At 39.2% G+C, this 17,451-nt stretch carries 10 protein-coding genes; 8 read left to right on the plus strand and 2 right to left on the minus strand.

The annotated features are described in order from the left end of the window. Window positions 1–72: 72 nt before the first annotated feature. Window positions 73–1,539 (plus strand): histidine--tRNA ligase, encoded by a 1,467-nt coding sequence (gene hisS, locus ABI125_06030; protein ID XCF07411.1) that lies wholly within the window; start codon window positions 73–75, stop codon window positions 1,537–1,539. Between the two features lie 79 nt (window positions 1,540–1,618). Here hisS and ABI125_06035 read toward each other — a convergent pair whose 3' ends face one another. Then, window positions 1,619–6,262, minus strand: coding sequence for a LamG-like jellyroll fold domain-containing protein (locus tag ABI125_06035; GenBank protein ID XCF07412.1), 4,644 nt, complete (start codon window positions 6,260–6,262; stop codon window positions 1,619–1,621). An 834-nt stretch (window positions 6,263–7,096) separates the two neighbouring features. Between ABI125_06035 and uxaC the strand changes: the two genes are divergently transcribed. The 6 genes from uxaC (at window position 7,097) to ABI125_06065 (ending at window position 14,481) form a co-directional block, all read left to right on the plus strand. Next, on the plus strand, window positions 7,097–8,500 hold the full coding sequence (gene uxaC / locus ABI125_06040; GenBank protein XCF07413.1) for a glucuronate isomerase: 1,404 nt from the start codon (window positions 7,097–7,099) through the stop codon (window positions 8,498–8,500). A 91-nt stretch (window positions 8,501–8,591) separates the two neighbouring features. Next, window positions 8,592–9,569 carry a TRAP transporter substrate-binding protein gene (locus tag ABI125_06045; protein ID XCF07414.1) on the plus strand — a complete coding sequence of 326 codons (978 nt, stop codon included), beginning with the start codon at window positions 8,592–8,594 and terminating at the stop codon, window positions 9,567–9,569. 44 nt (window positions 9,570–9,613) lie between these two features. Beyond that, window positions 9,614–10,072: a TRAP transporter small permease gene (locus tag ABI125_06050; GenBank protein ID XCF07415.1), complete on the plus strand. Its 459-nt coding sequence runs from the start codon at window positions 9,614–9,616 to the stop codon at window positions 10,070–10,072. 3 nt (window positions 10,073–10,075) lie between these two features. Beyond that, the gene (locus ABI125_06055; GenBank protein XCF07416.1) at window positions 10,076–11,377 is read left to right on the plus strand and encodes a TRAP transporter large permease; all 1,302 of its coding nucleotides are present in this window, start codon (window positions 10,076–10,078) and stop codon (window positions 11,375–11,377) included. Window positions 11,378–11,401: 24 nt separating this feature from the next. Further along, on the plus strand, window positions 11,402–12,847 hold the full coding sequence (locus ABI125_06060; protein XCF07417.1) for a tagaturonate reductase: 1,446 nt from the start codon (window positions 11,402–11,404) through the stop codon (window positions 12,845–12,847). 26 nt (window positions 12,848–12,873) lie between these two features. Beyond that, window positions 12,874–14,481 (plus strand): altronate dehydratase family protein, encoded by a 1,608-nt coding sequence (locus ABI125_06065; protein ID XCF07418.1) that lies wholly within the window; start codon window positions 12,874–12,876, stop codon window positions 14,479–14,481. Window positions 14,482–14,569: 88 nt separating this feature from the next. Here ABI125_06065 and ABI125_06070 read toward each other — a convergent pair whose 3' ends face one another. After that, complete coding sequence (locus tag ABI125_06070; GenBank protein ID XCF07419.1) at window positions 14,570–15,640, minus strand: LacI family DNA-binding transcriptional regulator; 1,071 nt, start codon at window positions 15,638–15,640, stop codon at window positions 14,570–14,572. Between the two features lie 578 nt (window positions 15,641–16,218). On the opposite strand from ABI125_06070, the gene ABI125_06075 reads away from it, so the two are divergent. Next, window positions 16,219–17,412 (plus strand): aldose epimerase family protein, encoded by a 1,194-nt coding sequence (locus ABI125_06075; GenBank protein ID XCF07420.1) that lies wholly within the window; start codon window positions 16,219–16,221, stop codon window positions 17,410–17,412. Window positions 17,413–17,451: the final 39 nt, after the last annotated feature.

The following is a 17,451-nucleotide window of genomic DNA, read 5'->3' on the forward strand; positions in this document are numbered from 1 at the left end:
TTCCTGCGTAGGCAGGAATCCACTTTAAATTTTTCTAATTACAAAAAGATACCTGCGTGCGCAGGCATTATTATGGCCCAAAAACCAAGCATCCCAAAAGGCACGAGAGATTTTAACCCAGAACAGGTTGCCAAACGTAACTATATTTTCAACACTATTCGTGGGGCGTTTGAAACCTTCGGATTTCAACCCATTGAAACGCCGAGTTTTGAAAACTCCGAAACCCTAATGGGAAAATATGGTGACGAAGGGGATCGCTTGATTTTTAAGATTTTGAATTCAGGAGATTTTTTGAAAACTATTGATTATCCGGAGTTGACAAAGGAAATTATAGAGAATAAAATAGGCGGAGTTGATCCTTTGCAGGACGGGACTTATAATATTGATGGTGAAATCGAGGACTTCAAAAGCTTGGTGAAAGAATACATAAAGGACACTTATTTATCTGAAAAAGCCCTTCGTTACGACCTCACAGTGCCTTTTGCGCGTTACGTGGTACAACACCAAAACGAGATTGAATTTCCGTTTAAACGTTACCAAATCCAACCGGTTTGGCGTGCCGATAGGCCTCAAAAGGGACGTTTTAGGGAGTTTTACCAATGCGATGCCGATGTGGTGGGCAGCGATTCGTTGTGGCAGGAAGTAGAATTCATCCAACTTTACGACACCGTTTTTTCAGCCTTAAAATTGGAAGGCGTTACCATAAAAATCAACAACCGAAAAATATTGTCGGGCATTGCTGAAGTGATTGGTGCTTCCGATAAACTCATCGATTTTACCGTGGCTTTGGATAAGCTCGATAAAATTGGCGAGGAAAAGGTAAAAGAAGAAATGCTTTCCAAAGGGATTTCAGAAGAAGGGATTTCTAAATTGCAGCCACTATTCACGTTGTCGGGTTCTTTTGAATCGCAAATAGAAAGTTTAAAAGATATTTTAAACACTTCCGAAGAAGGGAAAAAAGGTATTGACGAACTCGACTTCATCAATAACGCCATTTCCGAATTGGGTTTAAAAACCGCAGCTTTGCAACTGGATGTCACTTTGGCCCGCGGACTGAATTATTACACCGGAGCCATTTTTGAGGTAGCCGCGCCGAAGTCCGTAAAAATGGGCTCGATTGGTGGAGGAGGTCGTTACGACGATTTAACAGGTATTTTCGGAATGAAAAACGTAAGCGGTGTGGGTATTAGTTTTGGTTTGGACCGCATTTATTTGGTGCTTGAAGAACTGGGGCTTTTTCCAGAAACCGTTAATAAAAACGTTGAGGTCCTGTTCATCAATTTTGGTGACAAGGAGGCGTTGTTCAGTTTAAAAGCGATTAAGCAATTGCGCCAACAGGGCATTAATGCCGAATTGTACCCTGATCCGGCCAAAATGAAAAAGCAGATGAATCACGCCAACAAGCGAAACATTCCGTTTGTGGTTTTGGTGGGCGAAGAGGAAATCAATTCGAGTACCTATACACTTAAAAACATGGTGTCTGGCGAGCAGGAAAAAGTATCATTGGAGGCTTTAGTAGCAACCATAAAAAAGTCCTGAACGTCAATTCAGGACTTGAAACAAGGGTAAAAAGAAGTTTTTTAGGTGACTAACTCCAAATAATCTTAATGTGCCCTGTTTATTTTACGCGCACTTTTTTGGACATGCTACGATGCTTGGTTCTTACTCTTAAAATATAGTTTCCAGGCTTTAAATGGTTATAATATTCTAAGCTGTTTTGGTTAGTTTTTGGCAACGTTTTAAATACCGACTGCCCAATGATGTTGAGTAGTTCAACAGATTCAATATACATGGAAGCGGGGTTGTTTACAATAATGCAGTTCTTTTCGTTGGAAAAATAAGCACCGATGTTTTCGCTAATGTTGTATTCCGTATTCAAGCTTTCTTCTTTTCCAAAGGTGATTTCAAAACGGTCTAAATAAGTGCCTGGGTCCAAATGGATGCTGTAATCGTTTATTTTAAGGTTGTGGTATACATCGAGGGTTTTATCGTGTAGATAAATTATCAAGCTGTTGGTAATATTTTCTAAAGCTTCAATCCTGATAGTGGCCATTCCCGCTTTTTTGATTTTTATACCCAGCGGTAATTTTTGGTCGGTTTCGAAATGATTTACCGCTTGGATTACAAATTCCTTATTGTGGATTAGCCAAAACATGTCCTCAACATTGTCTTCGGTTAATGGCGCATCGTAGCCCAAATCGAAATGGTTTGTGGCACTTTCATCAACTCCGGTTAAAAGTTGGCGGTGATACCCTTTCGGGGAATCGAACATCAATCTCAGTTTAGGTCTCGTGTCTAAATTAGTGTTGTTTATTTTCTTTTTGCTTTTTGCTTCATTCGATTTTAAAAATATGGACGAACCTGAAGCTTCGGTTTGAAACACTCGCTGGCTATTTTTAAATACAATATTTCCGCCGTCGATGGAGCTTGTTAAGTTCGGGTCGTTACTTTCGCCGGTAAGCTCGGGATCTAAAATAGCCCTAACAAAAAAGCCTTGCCCAACCGGGATGTAGCGCTCGGGAGCCCCTTTCGTACTAGTCAACCCACCAGTGTGATTTATTCTGGTATCACTGTTTATGGCGGGGGTGCTGCCCATTAGGGTGTAAATGCCATAGCCGCCTTGGTATTCTTTCAGGTAATGCGTGTTGCTGGCAAAGTGCTCCCAAAAGTAAAGTGCGCCGTTTATAACATTATTGGTGTTGTTGCCGCCGTCTTTAATGTTGTCTCTAATAAACTCATCGGCATCTAATGCTGAAGGGTATGGGTTGCCCACTAAATATTCGTTGTTAACTGTTAGTGGAAGGGTAATCTCGTCGTTATTTGGTTTTCCGTCGAAAACATAATTTTGGGTCAGCGATATATTGCCGCTGGTATTGTCCACGCCTTTCATGGTAAAGCCTTCACCGGGTAAAATAGTGCCATTTCGCCTAACGTGTTGCCATGCGTAATAGTTGTTGTAGGTGGAGTTTGAGTATTTCCAAATCCAATAATCTGCAATGGTAATATCATTTCCAGTAACACAGCCATTGTAACCAAAGCTGGTAAAGGTGATGTTACTTGGCGATGTGGGCAGTGTGCCGTTTTTAAAAATATTGTCGGTCATTTTATAGCTGTTGTTGTTGCTGGAGGCATTGCTAACCCCAACCGGAGATGACCAATAATTATAGGTGAAGTAATCTTTTGTACCTTGTTGGTCGCGTTCAATTTTTCCTGCGCTGGTAGCGTCTAAAATACTGCCTTCGGTTTGGATAAGTTGCGATTCGCCCTCTAAATCAATCAGGCCGTCTAATTTCAAATACCAACCGTTATACAGTCCTTTATCGGCTTCAATGGAAAACTCCTTTCCCGAATCTACGATCAATCCTACCATGCCTTGCTCATCGTAAGTGCCGTTAAGGATAATATTGTTTTTTATATGAACGATTGATGCGCCATCGGGGTTATCGGATTTGGTAGAAATATCCCATTCGCTACCGTATAACCAATTGGAGCTGTCCGTCCAATTTCCGTCGGCAACCGTTTCGTAAGGCAGCGGAGCTTTTTGGAAATAAATGTCTTTGAAATTGTACATTTTTGCTCCGGAAACATCAATACTCCCTGTTTTTTTATCGTCAAGAATGTCATCTTGGTAGCCATCCATTTTGTAGTATTTAACAAGATTGCTGCCCAATGAAGCACAAATAGTGATTGGAATTATTTTTCCGCTGTTGAAATTATTGGAATCGTCAAGTTCTTGGTAAACCATACGTTGAAGTTCTTCAGTGGTCAGCGCTTTGTTGAAAACCCTAACTTCGTCAATTCCTCCCTTAAAATAATTGCTGTCTGTGGTGGCTCTTCCAATCATAAAATTGGAGGCATCTGTAATTCCGCCTAAGCTTGAGGTGTCTCGGGCTTCTTCAATACCATTGATAAAAAGTACTACATCGCCATCAGTTTCGGTAGTCACCGCCACATGGGTCCAAATACCATCGGTTATGTTTGTAGTAGAGGATAAACTAACGCTTTCAGAAATTGCTGTAACCGAGTTATCGGCCTCGTTTATTCTGATGTAAAAATCATTTTGCCCTGCAATAACTCTGTTGTCAGCATCGGTGTTTGTGCCGTCAGATTTTATAAAAGCCATAATGGTTGCGCTTCCTGAGGAAATGACATTGGTGTCTTCAACATAATCATTCCGACCGTCAAAATATAGGCTGTAGCTGTTATCTAAATTACGAGGTGAGCCAAAAACAGTATCGTTGCCATCGCGCGAGGCTACAATACCATCACCATCTGCATCGGTGGTGTTATCTAAAACCCCTGCCGTGTTGGGAAGGTGCGCATAAATTTCAACAGTATCTATGTCATTTGTGGTGCCATTTGTGGGGTCGCGGTAGTCTGGCGTGCCATCTCCGTCGGAATCCAAAGCATACAAAGGTCCGGTGCCTTGCCCAATATTTCCATAAGCATCTGCATAGGTGGCTGCGTCGCTGTGGTAATCAAAAATGTCTAAAATACCGTCACCGTAATATTCTATTGAACCATCGCCTTCGGAATCTTTCTCCCTAAAGGCTTCGGTTTCTGCTCCATCTCCAACACCATTACCAGTTACGTCTCCGTCGCCATTTTGAAAAAGGGGTGGGGCGCTGGAACTCACAGCACCATATTCATCCACATCGAATAGCCCGTCGTTATCAGAATCCAAATCCAAATAATCAGGAATTAAATCGGTATCGGAATTTATGGGAGAAATGCCTTCTGCCAAATCATGCATACCGTTGCCATTGGTATCCACCCACGAGGACACACCGGTAAGGCTGGCTTTGCCTTCGCTTAAACTGGCGCTTGTTGGGTTGCCTTCAACCACATCGGGAATGCCATCGTTGTCAGAATCCAAATCGAAAACATCGGCAACCCCGTCGCTGTCCATGTCGCAAAGGGTTTGTCTTACTTCAATATCATCAATAGCCAAATCGTTTCCAGCGCCACCAGGTGCGTTGTTAACGAACTGAACAATAAAAGCGGTTTCGGAAGTGGAAAAGGTTTCCGTGAATTGTTTCCATTCTGAGGTCGTACAAGTGTTGAACGACGGGTCGGAAGGGTTGTAAGCTGGGTTGTTAGGGTCGTTAATGGCTCCTGGGCAACGTGTGATATCGCCAGTGTCAAACGTGGAAATTACAGTGCTTCGGTCTAAAGTTAGGAAGTTTACGGTTACATTGGGATTACCTCTAGGTAGCTCGCCGGCTGAAAACCGAGAATCGTCGTTATCAATATTGATTACCCAGAAACTATAAGTTACGGGTACATTGGCTAATGTGCCTGTAATTTGGGTTTCATAAAAAATACCGGGATCGTAATCGGCGTTAAAAACAGCCATTCTGCCATCGGTATCTCCAGGGGTATGATCCTCAATGGGCGCCCAAGCATACCATGCCCATGAAGCAATGGCATCGTTAGGACCAACGGTTTCGCCGGAAACACCAGAAGTGATAAAGCTTGTAACGGTGTATTCGCCATCGCCTACACCGGCATTTGAGCCAGAACAGCTTGACCCTGGTGAGCCATCTTCTAAACAATAGGAAGTAGACACGGTATAAAGCGAGCTTATTCCGGTACCTCGTCCAGTGCCTGTGCCGAAAGTTTCGTTCAGAAATTTATAGTCTGCTTGCCATGCGCCGTTGGATAATCTACAGGCGTTTTCTTCGTCCGAATCCATGATGCCGTCGTTGTCATCGTCAATATCAACGTCGTCATAAACCCCGTCATTATCACTGTCAAAAAATACTTTATCGCCTTCCGCGGTGAGATTTATTTGGTAAGTGGCCTCGTCTGAATCATCGGAAGCGATACTTAGTACCGTGGTTTGTGTGCCTTCGGTTGATGTAGCAAAGGAAATGGTGATGCTTTCGGAGTTGCCAGCCGAAATTACAGTACCGTTTGCCGGTTTGCTGATTATTGAGAAATCTGTAGTGCCGGAAAGTAATATATCGCCAAGAGTTAGATTGGCCGCTCCGGTATTTTCAATAACGAACGTTTTCGTAACGGTTTCAGATACAATTTGAACTTTTCCGAAATCGGTATTGTCCGTTAAAATGGGGGTGTTGCTGCCGTTGCCAATAATAGTGTTAGTGTTTCCCGTAATATTTATCTCGGGAGCGCTTGATAAGGCCATTGCAATATTCCTGTATATAGAGCTAGTAAAGCCTTTAAGCGGTGTAAATGCTAAAGATAAATACAGCAAAAAAGATACAGCTGCCTTCAAATGGTAGTTGGGCACTTTCATAATTAGGTTGATCAATTTTAGTTTGGGGCTAAAATATTCATGGTCAAATGTATGTTAAAACTCTATGAAACGCAAAAATAATCGACAAAATGCATTAAAAGTAATTTTACACTACTGTTAAAATAGCTTAGTTTTAAGGATTACAATTATTCTAAAAAAAACTGAGGGAAGAATTATGAAAATAATGTAGCTTCAATGTTTTTGGAATGTAACAAGAGTTTTGTGGCTTATGTTGTGACTAATGAAGAGGTTAATTTAGATGCTTTAAATCGGGCTTAAGGGGCGAATTTTTAGTTTGTGAAATAATTGTTGGGTTAATTTTTTAAATTAGGGAAAATTATTAATCGGTATTTTTGTCTTTTAACAAGGATGGATTTATAAGCGTGAGATGAGTGGTTATCCATTTAGATAAAGTTTCAGGCACATTCATTGAAAAAGGTTATCTTTTCCTGTTTAAAATCGGAAAATATGCTTTATATTCGAAGTTTTTAAAATGTAATTGGCAGTTAGGTTTTTGCTATTATTACTTAGGCTTTTATCTTTGCGGAAATGAGATTATTTAAAACTGGTTAAACGTTTAAATAAAGAGGTTTTAATTTGTCTATAGTTCAAACTAAGATAAATATAAAAATTTGAGATATTTAAATATGAATCACTTACTTTCTTCGTAATCGATTAATTTTTTTAAATTATCAACAGGCTATTTGATGAGGGAGGTTTAGAAAAGAAAATGTTGTTTACGAATTAAGTGTTGCACAATGAAACACTTAGGGGCAAATGCTTCTATGGAACATACGAAATAAAAGAATCAAATTAATTACACTAATATAAAAAATGAGCAAGCCGTTTATCCACGATAATTTTTTGCTAGAAAGCAAATACGCTGAAGAATTATACCACGACTATTCTAAAAATCAACCGATAATAGATTACCACAACCATTTGCCGCCCCAGCAAATTGCAGAGGACAAGGCTTTTAACAATATTACAGATGTTTGGATCAACGGCGACCATTACAAGTGGCGAGCCATGCGAACCTTAGGGGTAAATGAAAGGTTCATAACAGGCAATGCTTCAGATAAGGAAAAGTTTTTAAATTGGGCCAAAACGGTACCTTACACTATGCGTAACCCTTTGTATCATTGGACTCACATGGAGCTTACCCGATATTTTGGAATCACCGATTTGTTGAATGAAAAATCGGCTGAAAAAATTTGGGATATTACACAAGAAAAATTGAATTCAGATGGCTATAGCTGTAGGGGCTTGCTTAAAAAAGTAAATGCCGAATTGGTGTGTACCACTGAAGATCCTTTGGATACTTTGGAATATCATCAACAATTGGCCAAGGAAGATTTTGGTGTTAAAGTGAGTACCGCTTTTAGACCAGATAAGGCCATTTTGATTTCGGCTGAAGATTATACCGATTATCTAGCTTCATTGGGAAAAGTATCGGGTATTGAAGTGAGCTCGTTTTCAACCCTGTGCGATGCTTTGAGAAATCGTATACAGCATTTCCACGATAACGGATGCCGTTTGTGTGATCATGGATTATCGCATATCTTTTTTGAAGACTACACCGAAAGTGAATTGAATGCCATAATTAAAAAGAAGCTTTCAGGAAAAGAAGTTTCTGATGAAGAAGTCCAGAAATTCCAAAGTGCCGTATTGGTTTTCTTATGTGAAACTTACCATGAGTTTGGTTGGGTGCAACAATTCCACCTTGGAGCTTTAAGAAATAACAATGCCCGTATGCACCGCATTTTAGGGCCAGATACAGGTTGGGATTCTATTGGAGACTACCCGCAAGCACAAAAGCTTTCAGCCTTTTTAAATGTTCTTGATAGTAACGATAAGCTTTGCAAAACGATAATATACAACCTTAATCCAGCAGATAACGAAGTTATGGCCACCATGATTGGAAACTTTAACGATGGTAGCATTAAAGGAAAAGTTCAGTGGGGTTCCGGATGGTGGTTTTTAGATCAAAAAGATGGAATGACCAAACAAATGAATGCCCTATCAAACATGGGGCTTATCAGTTGTTTTGTTGGTATGTTAACCGATTCCAGAAGTTTCCTGTCGTTCCCAAGGCATGAGTATTTCCGAAGAATTCTTTGTAACCTTTTAGGCGATGAAATCCAAAGAGGGGAACTGCCGAAAGAAGAAATGCAGTGGATTGGAAAAATGGTTTCGGATATCAGTTATTTTAATGCCAAGAATTATTTCGATTTTTAAATTTTATCAGTAAACCTGTTATTTTTGTCCAATAGCAGGTTTGATTCTTTAATAAAGACAGACCACTAAACCTAAAAAACTTTAAAATAAGATGATTAAAAACCTAAAAGTCTTTTCGCTTTTGCTCGTCGTATTGTTGTCCAGCTGTGGCGAAATGAGTAATACCAGAGTGATAAAAATTGCCCACGGTTTAGATACCAAGCACTCGGTACATCAAGCGATGGTTGAAATGGGTAAGGATTTAGAAAAACGCTCTGGCGGAAAAATGAACCTTCAAATTTACCCCAGTCAGCAATTAGGAACAGAACGAGAATGCCTGGAATTGCTCCAAATAGGAAGTTTGGATATGACCAAGGTTTCTGTTGGGGTAATGGAAAATTTCGCCCCTAAGATGAAAGTATTTGGGGTGCCCTTTTTGTTTAGGGATAGGCAACATTCGTTTGATGTTTTAGACAGTTACATAGGAAAGGAAATTTTGGACGACGGTGAAAAATACTGGCTTAAGGGAATGGCCTATTATGATGCGGGCAGTAGAAGTTTTTATACAAAGGATAGAGCGGTACATACTCCCGAAGACCTAAAAGGACTAAAACTTAGGGTGATGGAAAGTGTAACGGCTATTGATATGGTTAAAAGTTTAGGTGGGTCGCCAACGCCTATTTCTTGGGGCGAATTGTACACGTCTTTACAACAAGGTGTGGTTGATGGTGCAGAAAATAACCCACCAAGTTTTTATTTATCGAGACACTACGAAGTTTGTAAATTTTATACCCTTAATGAACATACCGTTTTACCTGACGTTTTGGTAATAGGTACCAGTACCTGGAACAAGCTTTCTAAACAAGAGCGGGAGTGGTTGCAGGCATCGGTAGATAAATCGGTTACTTTCCAAAGGAAACTTTGGGCCGAGGCGGAAGCCGAAGCTTTAGCAGAGGTAGAAAAGGCAGGTGTTGAAATTATTAGACCTGATAAAACCTTATTTAAGGAAAGAGTACAGAGTGTTTATGACGGGTATAAGGACAACCCTGTGATAAATAAATTAATTCAAGACATCCAACAACTAAAATAAAGAAAGACCGTAAGCATTTCTTTTACAAGATTAAATTAATATAAATGAAACTTCGAGAAAAAGTAGACAAGATTTTGGGAAAAGTACTTGTAGTCATAATGGCCATTATGGTTATTAATGTACTGTGGCAAGTATTTACAAGGTTTGTAATGGGAACGCCAAGTTCATTTACAGATGAATTGGCAAGGTATTTAATGATTTGGATTGGTGTATTGGGGGCCGCTTATGTATCGGGCCGCAATATGCACGTGGCTATTGATGTATTGCCATCAAAAGCAAGTGGCCCTATGCAAAAGAAGATTTTAAAATTGGTATATGTCATTATTATCATCTTCTCATTTTTAGCATTGGTTGTTGGCGGATTCAGACTGGTTTATATCAGTTATTTACTGGGGCAAACTTCAGCAGCTTTACAAATCCCTATGGCATTGGTGTATTTAGCCATTCCCATTAGTGGACTGTTAATCATTTTTTACAAAACTTTAGATCTTATAAAAAAATAAATTATGGAATATATACCAGTACTTGTATTAGTAATTAGTTTTTTATTCCTATTGGCTATAGGAACACCCGTAGCATGGAGTATCGCCATTTCTGCAGTATTGACCATGTTGGTGAGTATATCGCCGTTGGCAGCATTTACAACCGTATCGCAGCGAATGGGAACGGGGCTCGACAGTTTTGCGCTTCTCGCCATACCCTTTTTCGTCCTCTCTGGACAGCTCATGAATAAGGGGGGGATTGCACACCGGCTCATTGCATTTGCTAAAACATTGGTTGGCTCATTACCGGGAGGCTTGGCTCTAATCAACGTGATTGGTGCCATGTTAATGGGTGCGATTGCAGGATCGGCTATGGCATCGGCATCGGCCATGGGAAGTATTTTAGGTCCAGAAATGGAAAAAGAAGGATATTCAAAGGAATTTGGAGCTGCCGTAAATATTACATCGGCAACGACAGGTTTGATTATTCCGCCGAGTAACGTATTGATTGTTTATTCATTGGCTAGTGGCGGTGTGTCTATTGCAGCATTGTTCTTGGCAGGTTACATTCCGGGTATTTTAACTGGATTGTTTTTGATGCTTGTGGCCATGTTTTGGGCTAAAAAGAAAAAATATAAGTTGGGCGAACGCAGCAAATTTAAAGATGTTGTAAAAACCTTTATCGATGCCTTACCAAGTTTATTTTTATTAGTAGTAGTAATAGGAGGAATTGTATCAGGAATTTTTACCGCAACCGAAGCTTCAGCCATCGCTGTACTTTACACTTTGGTTCTCGGTTTTGTTTACAAAGAAATTTCCTTTAAAACATTGCCGGAAATTTTACTGGAATCGTCTGCTACAACGGCTATTGTAATGCTGTTGATTGGAGCCTCGATGAGTATGTCATGGGTAATGTCTTATGAAAGTATTCCACAAAGTATCAGTACAGTATTATTGGGTATCAGTGAAAACGAAATAGTGATTTTGTTGATTATCAACTTATTATTGCTATTCGTTGGTATATTTATGGATATGACGCCGGCCGTATTAATTTTTACCCCCATATTTCTACCTGTGGTAACCGAGTTGGGTATGGATCCCATCCACTTCGGAATCATTATGGTACTCAACCTATGTATCGGCCTCTGTACACCACCGGTAGGCTCGGTATTATTTGTTGGAGTTGGTGTGGCCAATACCACGATAGAAAAAGTAGTAAAGCCGCTTTTACCATTGTTTTTGGCCATGGTACTGGCGTTGTTCTTGGTAACGTATTTCCCAGAATTAAGTTTATGGTTACCTAGAGTATTTGGTTTAATAGACTAAAAAAGTGTTTCAACATAAATTAAAATGAAAAAGTTAAATAGAGCAAATGTTGGACTGGAAGAAAAACGTCCAATAAAAATAGTGCAGTTTGGTGAGGGTAATTTCTTAAGGGCGTTTATAGGTTACGCCTTTCACGAATTAAATAACAAGGCCGATTTTAATGCCGGCATAGCCGTAGTACAGCCCATAGGCAAGGGTTTGGTTAAAATGCTTAACGATCAGGACGGGCTTTACACCCTTTTTATGAAAGGTGTGAAAAAAGGGGAGGAAATACAAGAAGTTGAATTGATTGACAATATTGTGAAGGGAGTAGATCCTTATGCCAACTTTAACGATTATTTAAGTTTAGCAAAAGAAGAGTCTTTGGAGTTTGTTATTTCGAACACTACTGAAGCTGGTATTGCTTACGTGGCTTCCGATACGCTAGATATGCAACCGCCAAGTTCCTTTCCTGCAAAATTAACTTTGTTTTTGCACGAAAGGTTCAAACATTTTAATGGCGATCCAAACAAAGGATTAACTATCATTCCGTGTGAATTGATTAACTATAATTCGGAAACTTTAAAAGAAATTTTATTAAAACATGTAATCGATTACAATTTAAGTAATGGCTTTAAAGCATGGTTGTTAAATCACAACAGTTTCCACAGCACTTTGGTCGATAGAATTGTACCGGGCTACCCAAAAGATGAGATAGAATCTTATAATGCTCAGCTAGATTATCAAGATAGTTTAATAGTAGCAGCCGAAGCATTCCTTTTATGGGTTATTGAAGGTGGTGACGACCTGAAAGCCAAATTACCATTCCATAAAACCGATTTGGACGTTAAAATTGTTGATGATATGCAGCCGTACCGTACTAGAAAGGTGCGTATTCTTAACGGTGCGCATACCGCTATGGTGCCTTTTTCGTTGCTTTACGGAAACAAAACGGTGAAACAATCTGTTGATAATGAGTTTACAGGGAAGTTTATCAACGAAGCCGTTTTTAACGAAATTATCGATACATTGGAAATGGACCGTGAGGAGTTGAACAGCTTCGCAGATGAAATTTTCGACCGTTTTAGAAACCCATTTATTATTCATAACTTATCAAGTATTGCCTTAAACTCCATTTCAAAATTCAAAGTTAGAGTGTTGCCAAGTTTATTGGGCTATATTGATGTGCACGGTAAATTACCAACAAACTTAACCTTTGCGTTTGCCTGCTTGATTAGATTTTATAAAGGGACTTGGAAAGGAGGGAGCCTTCCAGTACAGGATGGCGACGATATTGTAGCCAATTTTGCAAAAATTTGGGAATCTAACGACTACGAAAAAGTAGCCAAAGAAGCCTTGAGTATAGAAGAATACTGGGGTGGAGATTTAACAAAAGTTGAAAAATTAACCAGCGCAGTAGCCTTGGCTTTAAAAGAAATTGAAGCTAATGGAGTAGAGGAAGGTTTTGCTAACTACAGTAAAACATACTAAAAAAATAAATTTAATCCATTTACAGGATGCAAAAGAAACTTATAAAAGTAAATTCATCCGATAACGTTGCCGTTGCTTTGGTGAATTTGAAGGCTGGTGAAGTAATACCCTTTGAGGGCGAGGATATAAAGATTCTTTCCGATGTTAAATCGAAGCACAAAATAGCTTTGGAAAAATTTGAATCGGGCGCCCGTATTATCATGTACGGTGTGTTGGTTGGTTCGGCAAACGGTGTTATTGAAAAAGGCGACGTGTTGACTACCGAAAACGTAAAGCACCAAATTGAAAAGGTTTTCGAGAAAACCGAATCCTTTAGCTGGACGCCACCAAATGTTGATAAGTGGAAAGACCGTACCTTTATGGGCTACCATAGGGAAGACGGACAAGTAGGAACCGAGAACGTTTGGTTGTTTTTCCCATTGGTATTCTGCGAAAACAAGAATATTGAAAAACTAAAGGAAATATTTGAAAGAGAGCTTTTAAAGAAAAAAGTGAATCCGCATCAAATGTTGTTACGTTCATTGGTAAGCGGCGGAGATGATGTTGAGGTTGTTGAAGAACCGAAAGACGTTTTTGAAAACCTGGACGTAAAATTTATTACCCACCCCGGAGGATGCGGTGGTATCCGTCAAGATTCAGAAGTGTTGGCCAAACTTTTGGCCGGTTATGTTAACAACCCTAACGTAGCGGGTGCGACAGTACTAAGTTTAGGATGCCAAAATTTACAAATAAGTATTTTTAAAGATGCTTTAGATGCCATTAACCCTAATCTGAATAAGCCTGTTTTAATATACGAACAGCAACAAATGGGGACGGTAGATGAAATGCTATCAATAATCGTTAAAGATTCGTTCCTAGCGATGAAAGAAGCCAACAACATACAACGTAAACCAGCACCATTATCAAAATTAAAGGTAGGTTTGGAATGTGGAGGTTCTGATGGTTTTTCAGGTATTTCTGCAAACCCGACTTTGGGAGCGGTTTCAGACTTATTGGTGGCTTTAAAAGGAACAGCTGTTTTAGCCGAATTCCCAGAATTATGCGGGGTGGAGCAAGAATTGGTTAACCGATGTGTTGATGAGAAAGATGGCGAGAAGTTTTTAGAACTGATGAAGTCTTATGAAAAATCGGTTGTCGCTGCAGGTTCAGGTTTCGATATGAATCCGTCGCCAGGAAACATAAAGGACGGATTGATTACCGATGCCATGAAATCGGCCGGAGCAGCAAAAAAAGGAGGCACTTCGCCCGTTGTTAGTGTTTTAGATTACGCCGAATATATTCACAAACCTGGGTTGAACTTATTGTGTACTCCTGGAAACGATGTAGAGAGTACAACAGGTTTAGTGGGGTCTGGCGCAAACGTAGTGTTGTTTACAACGGGTTTGGGAACGCCAACAGGAAATCCTATTGCACCGATTATTAAGGTGTCATCTAATACCGAACTAAAGGAAAAAATGTTTGATATTATAGATATTGAAACCGGAGCGGTTATCCGTGGCGAAAAAACGATTGATGAAATGGCTGAGGAAATGCTGGATTTCATTATCGAGGTGGCTAGCGGAAGAATAAAAACCAAAGCCAAACTGTTGAGCCAGGACGACTTTATTCCTTGGAAAAGAGGCGTATCGCTTTAATAGTTTTAAAAAGAAAAAACTAATGTAAATATAAAACCAAGATTAGTAATGATCTTGGTTTTTTGCTTCTATGTAATTGAATAGGGATTTACGCTGTTACTGCCGGTGAAAGGGAAGATTTCCTAATCATCAATTCTGGACTCAGTACTACATGCTTTTCAGATTTAATTTTACTGTCGTTATTTACTTCTTCCAAAAATACTTTGGCGACAATTCGTCCCATTTCGGTTGGTGATTGATCTACTGAAGAAATTGAAAGTTCCATAAATTTGGTAAATGGCTCATTACTAAAACCAACCACACTTATATCTTCAGGTATTTTATAGCCCTGCTCCAAAATTTCCTGAATGGCTCCCAACGCTGAAAAATCACTTACAGAGAAAATGGCATCGGGCGGTTCTTTCATTTCTAGAAGCTTTTTGGCTACTTTTCGGCCTTCATCAACTTTACTAAAACATTTAATCACCAAATTTTCGTCGAATTCAATTCCGTTATCCAAAAGCGCTTGTTTATAGCCTAAGTAGCGGTTGTTGAAAATACCAATTTCTCGGTTGTTGGAAAGGTGAGCTATACGTTTCTTGCCTTGGTCTATTAAATGTTGTGTGGCATCATAAGCGCCTTTAAAGTCATCAATAATCACAGAACTTACTCCTTTTATATCCTTTTTTCTATCAAAAAATATCAGTGGAACGTTCTTTTTAAGTATATTATTAAAAATATCATTTTCAGCAGAATTAAGATCTTTTTTGTTTTCTGGCTTATCAGGATCGTTTGCGTTAGAAATGGACATAAGGACACCATCAACTTGAGCATTTAACAGGGAGTTAACATTTGTTAATTCCAGACTTTTCTGATCGTGGGTTTGGCAAATTATAACATGATATCCTTCAGGATGCAACTCTTCCTCAATACCACGGATAACCGAGGCAAAGAAATTAGAGTCGATACGCGGAACAATTACGCCCACATTAAAACTTTTACCGCTTTTTAAAGCTAGAGCTAATTTATTTTGCTCGTAGTTCATTTTGGCCGCTGTTTTTAACACCAGTGCTCTTGTGGCTTCACTTATTTTAGGGTTGTTGTTTAATGCTCTGGAAACGGTTGCTGCAGTAATATTTAGTTTTTTTGCTATGTCGTAAATGGTGGTTTTTTTGCTCATAAGAAGTCAAATCGTTTTGCAAAAATAGGCTTTTTTAAAAAAGGTTTGCATGGCGAATAAAACTTAACTGTTACATTTCTGGTAATCGATTACATGAATATAGCGCTTTAATTAGGATTTTGCAGTATGTATATCGGTAACTCATTGGAGGTTATATTGGTAACATTAAAATATGATGTGTCTTTTAAGGGCTTCAATGTCTTACAGATATAGTGCTGAAGAATCGAAAAAATTGCACTTACATTTACCCATGGTGAGTACTCCTATTATAAAGATGGGGTAAAGCAAGATAGTACCCATTTATCAAAATTGAGAGCCACGAAGTAGCCAAATTAACTTAGACAGAACTAAAAGGGCAGGTGCCCAGATTGGAAAATAATATTCAATAAAAGGTTCTTACCGAATTAATTTTAAAAGCGAGCATTGTAGATGGCTTACTTATGCAGCTTATTATATGTTTCAATGATGTACGTCAATGAGTTCGGTCTTATGTCAGAAAAGCGAATGGTTATAAATGATACAAGACTCAACTTGATATAAGTTTAACCTAAATAAATCAAACAGAACAAATAGCCGTCATGAAAGTTTTAAAACGTTCTTTTTTTAGTATTTTGCTCCTCGCATTTATAGGTCTAATTACCTATTGTAAAACATTAAAAAAAGAAAATCAGAGCGAAACTATGGACGTTCCAGCAGAAAAGACATCAGCAATTACCAAATCCGAATACGGAAAAATGCCAGATGGCACCATCGTAGAACAATATGTGCTAAAAAATGCCAATGGCGTTGAAATGGAAGTGATTACCTATGGCGGAAGAATAACCTCCTTAAAAGTGCCTAATAAAGATGGCGAATCCGAAAACGTGGTCTTGGGCTTTAATAATTTAGATGGTTATTTAGGAGATAATCCGTATTTCGGTGCGCTTATCGGCCGTTTTGGAAACCGTATCGCAAAAGGTAAATTCTCATTAAATGGAGAAGTATACAGTTTGGCAACGAATAATGGACCGAATCATTTACATGGAGGATTAAAGGGATTCGACCGTGTAGTTTGGTCGGCTGAACCTATTGAAGGAGGTGAAAGACCAGCGTTAAAATTAACTTATTTAAGTGCAGATGTGGAGGAAGGCTACCCCGGAAACCTGAACGTTACCGTAGTTTACACCTTAACCAACGATAATACTTTGGAAGTGGATTACAGTGCAACAACCGATAAAGCTACGGTAATCAACTTAACGCAGCATGCTTATTTCAACCTTACTGGAGATTTCAGTAAAGATATTTTAAACCATGAGGTAGCTATTAATGCCGGTGCGTTTTTGCCGGTTGATGGCACTTTGATTCCTACTGGAGAAATTAGAAAAGTAGCGGGTACGCCGTTCGATTTTAATTCAGCAAAAACCGTTGGAAAAGAAATAAATGCCGAAAACGAGCAATTGGAACTTGGCAATGGGTACGACCATTGTTGGGTTTTAAATGGAGAAAAAGGAAATTTGCGTTTGTCGGCGTCAGCTTTCGATAAAGAAAGTGGCCGTTTTATGGAGGTTTTTTCAACCGAACCGGGTATGCAGTTTTACACGGGGAATTTCTTGGACGGAACTTTGTCCACTCCAAGCGGAGGAGTATATGCCAAGCGTTCAGGGTTTTGTTTTGAAACCCAACATTTCCCAGATTCGCCAAACCAAAAAGACTTTCCTTCAGTGGTTTTAAAACCTGGAGAAACCTATACATCAAAAACTTCATTCAAATTTTCTGTGAAAAAAGAAGAATAAATGTATCTTGTGAGCCGATTTTAAAAAATTACTAACTAA

It is taken from the genome of Tamlana crocina (assembly GCA_040429635.1).
Lineage (GTDB): Bacteria > Bacteroidota > Bacteroidia > Flavobacteriales > Flavobacteriaceae > Flavisericum > Flavisericum crocinum.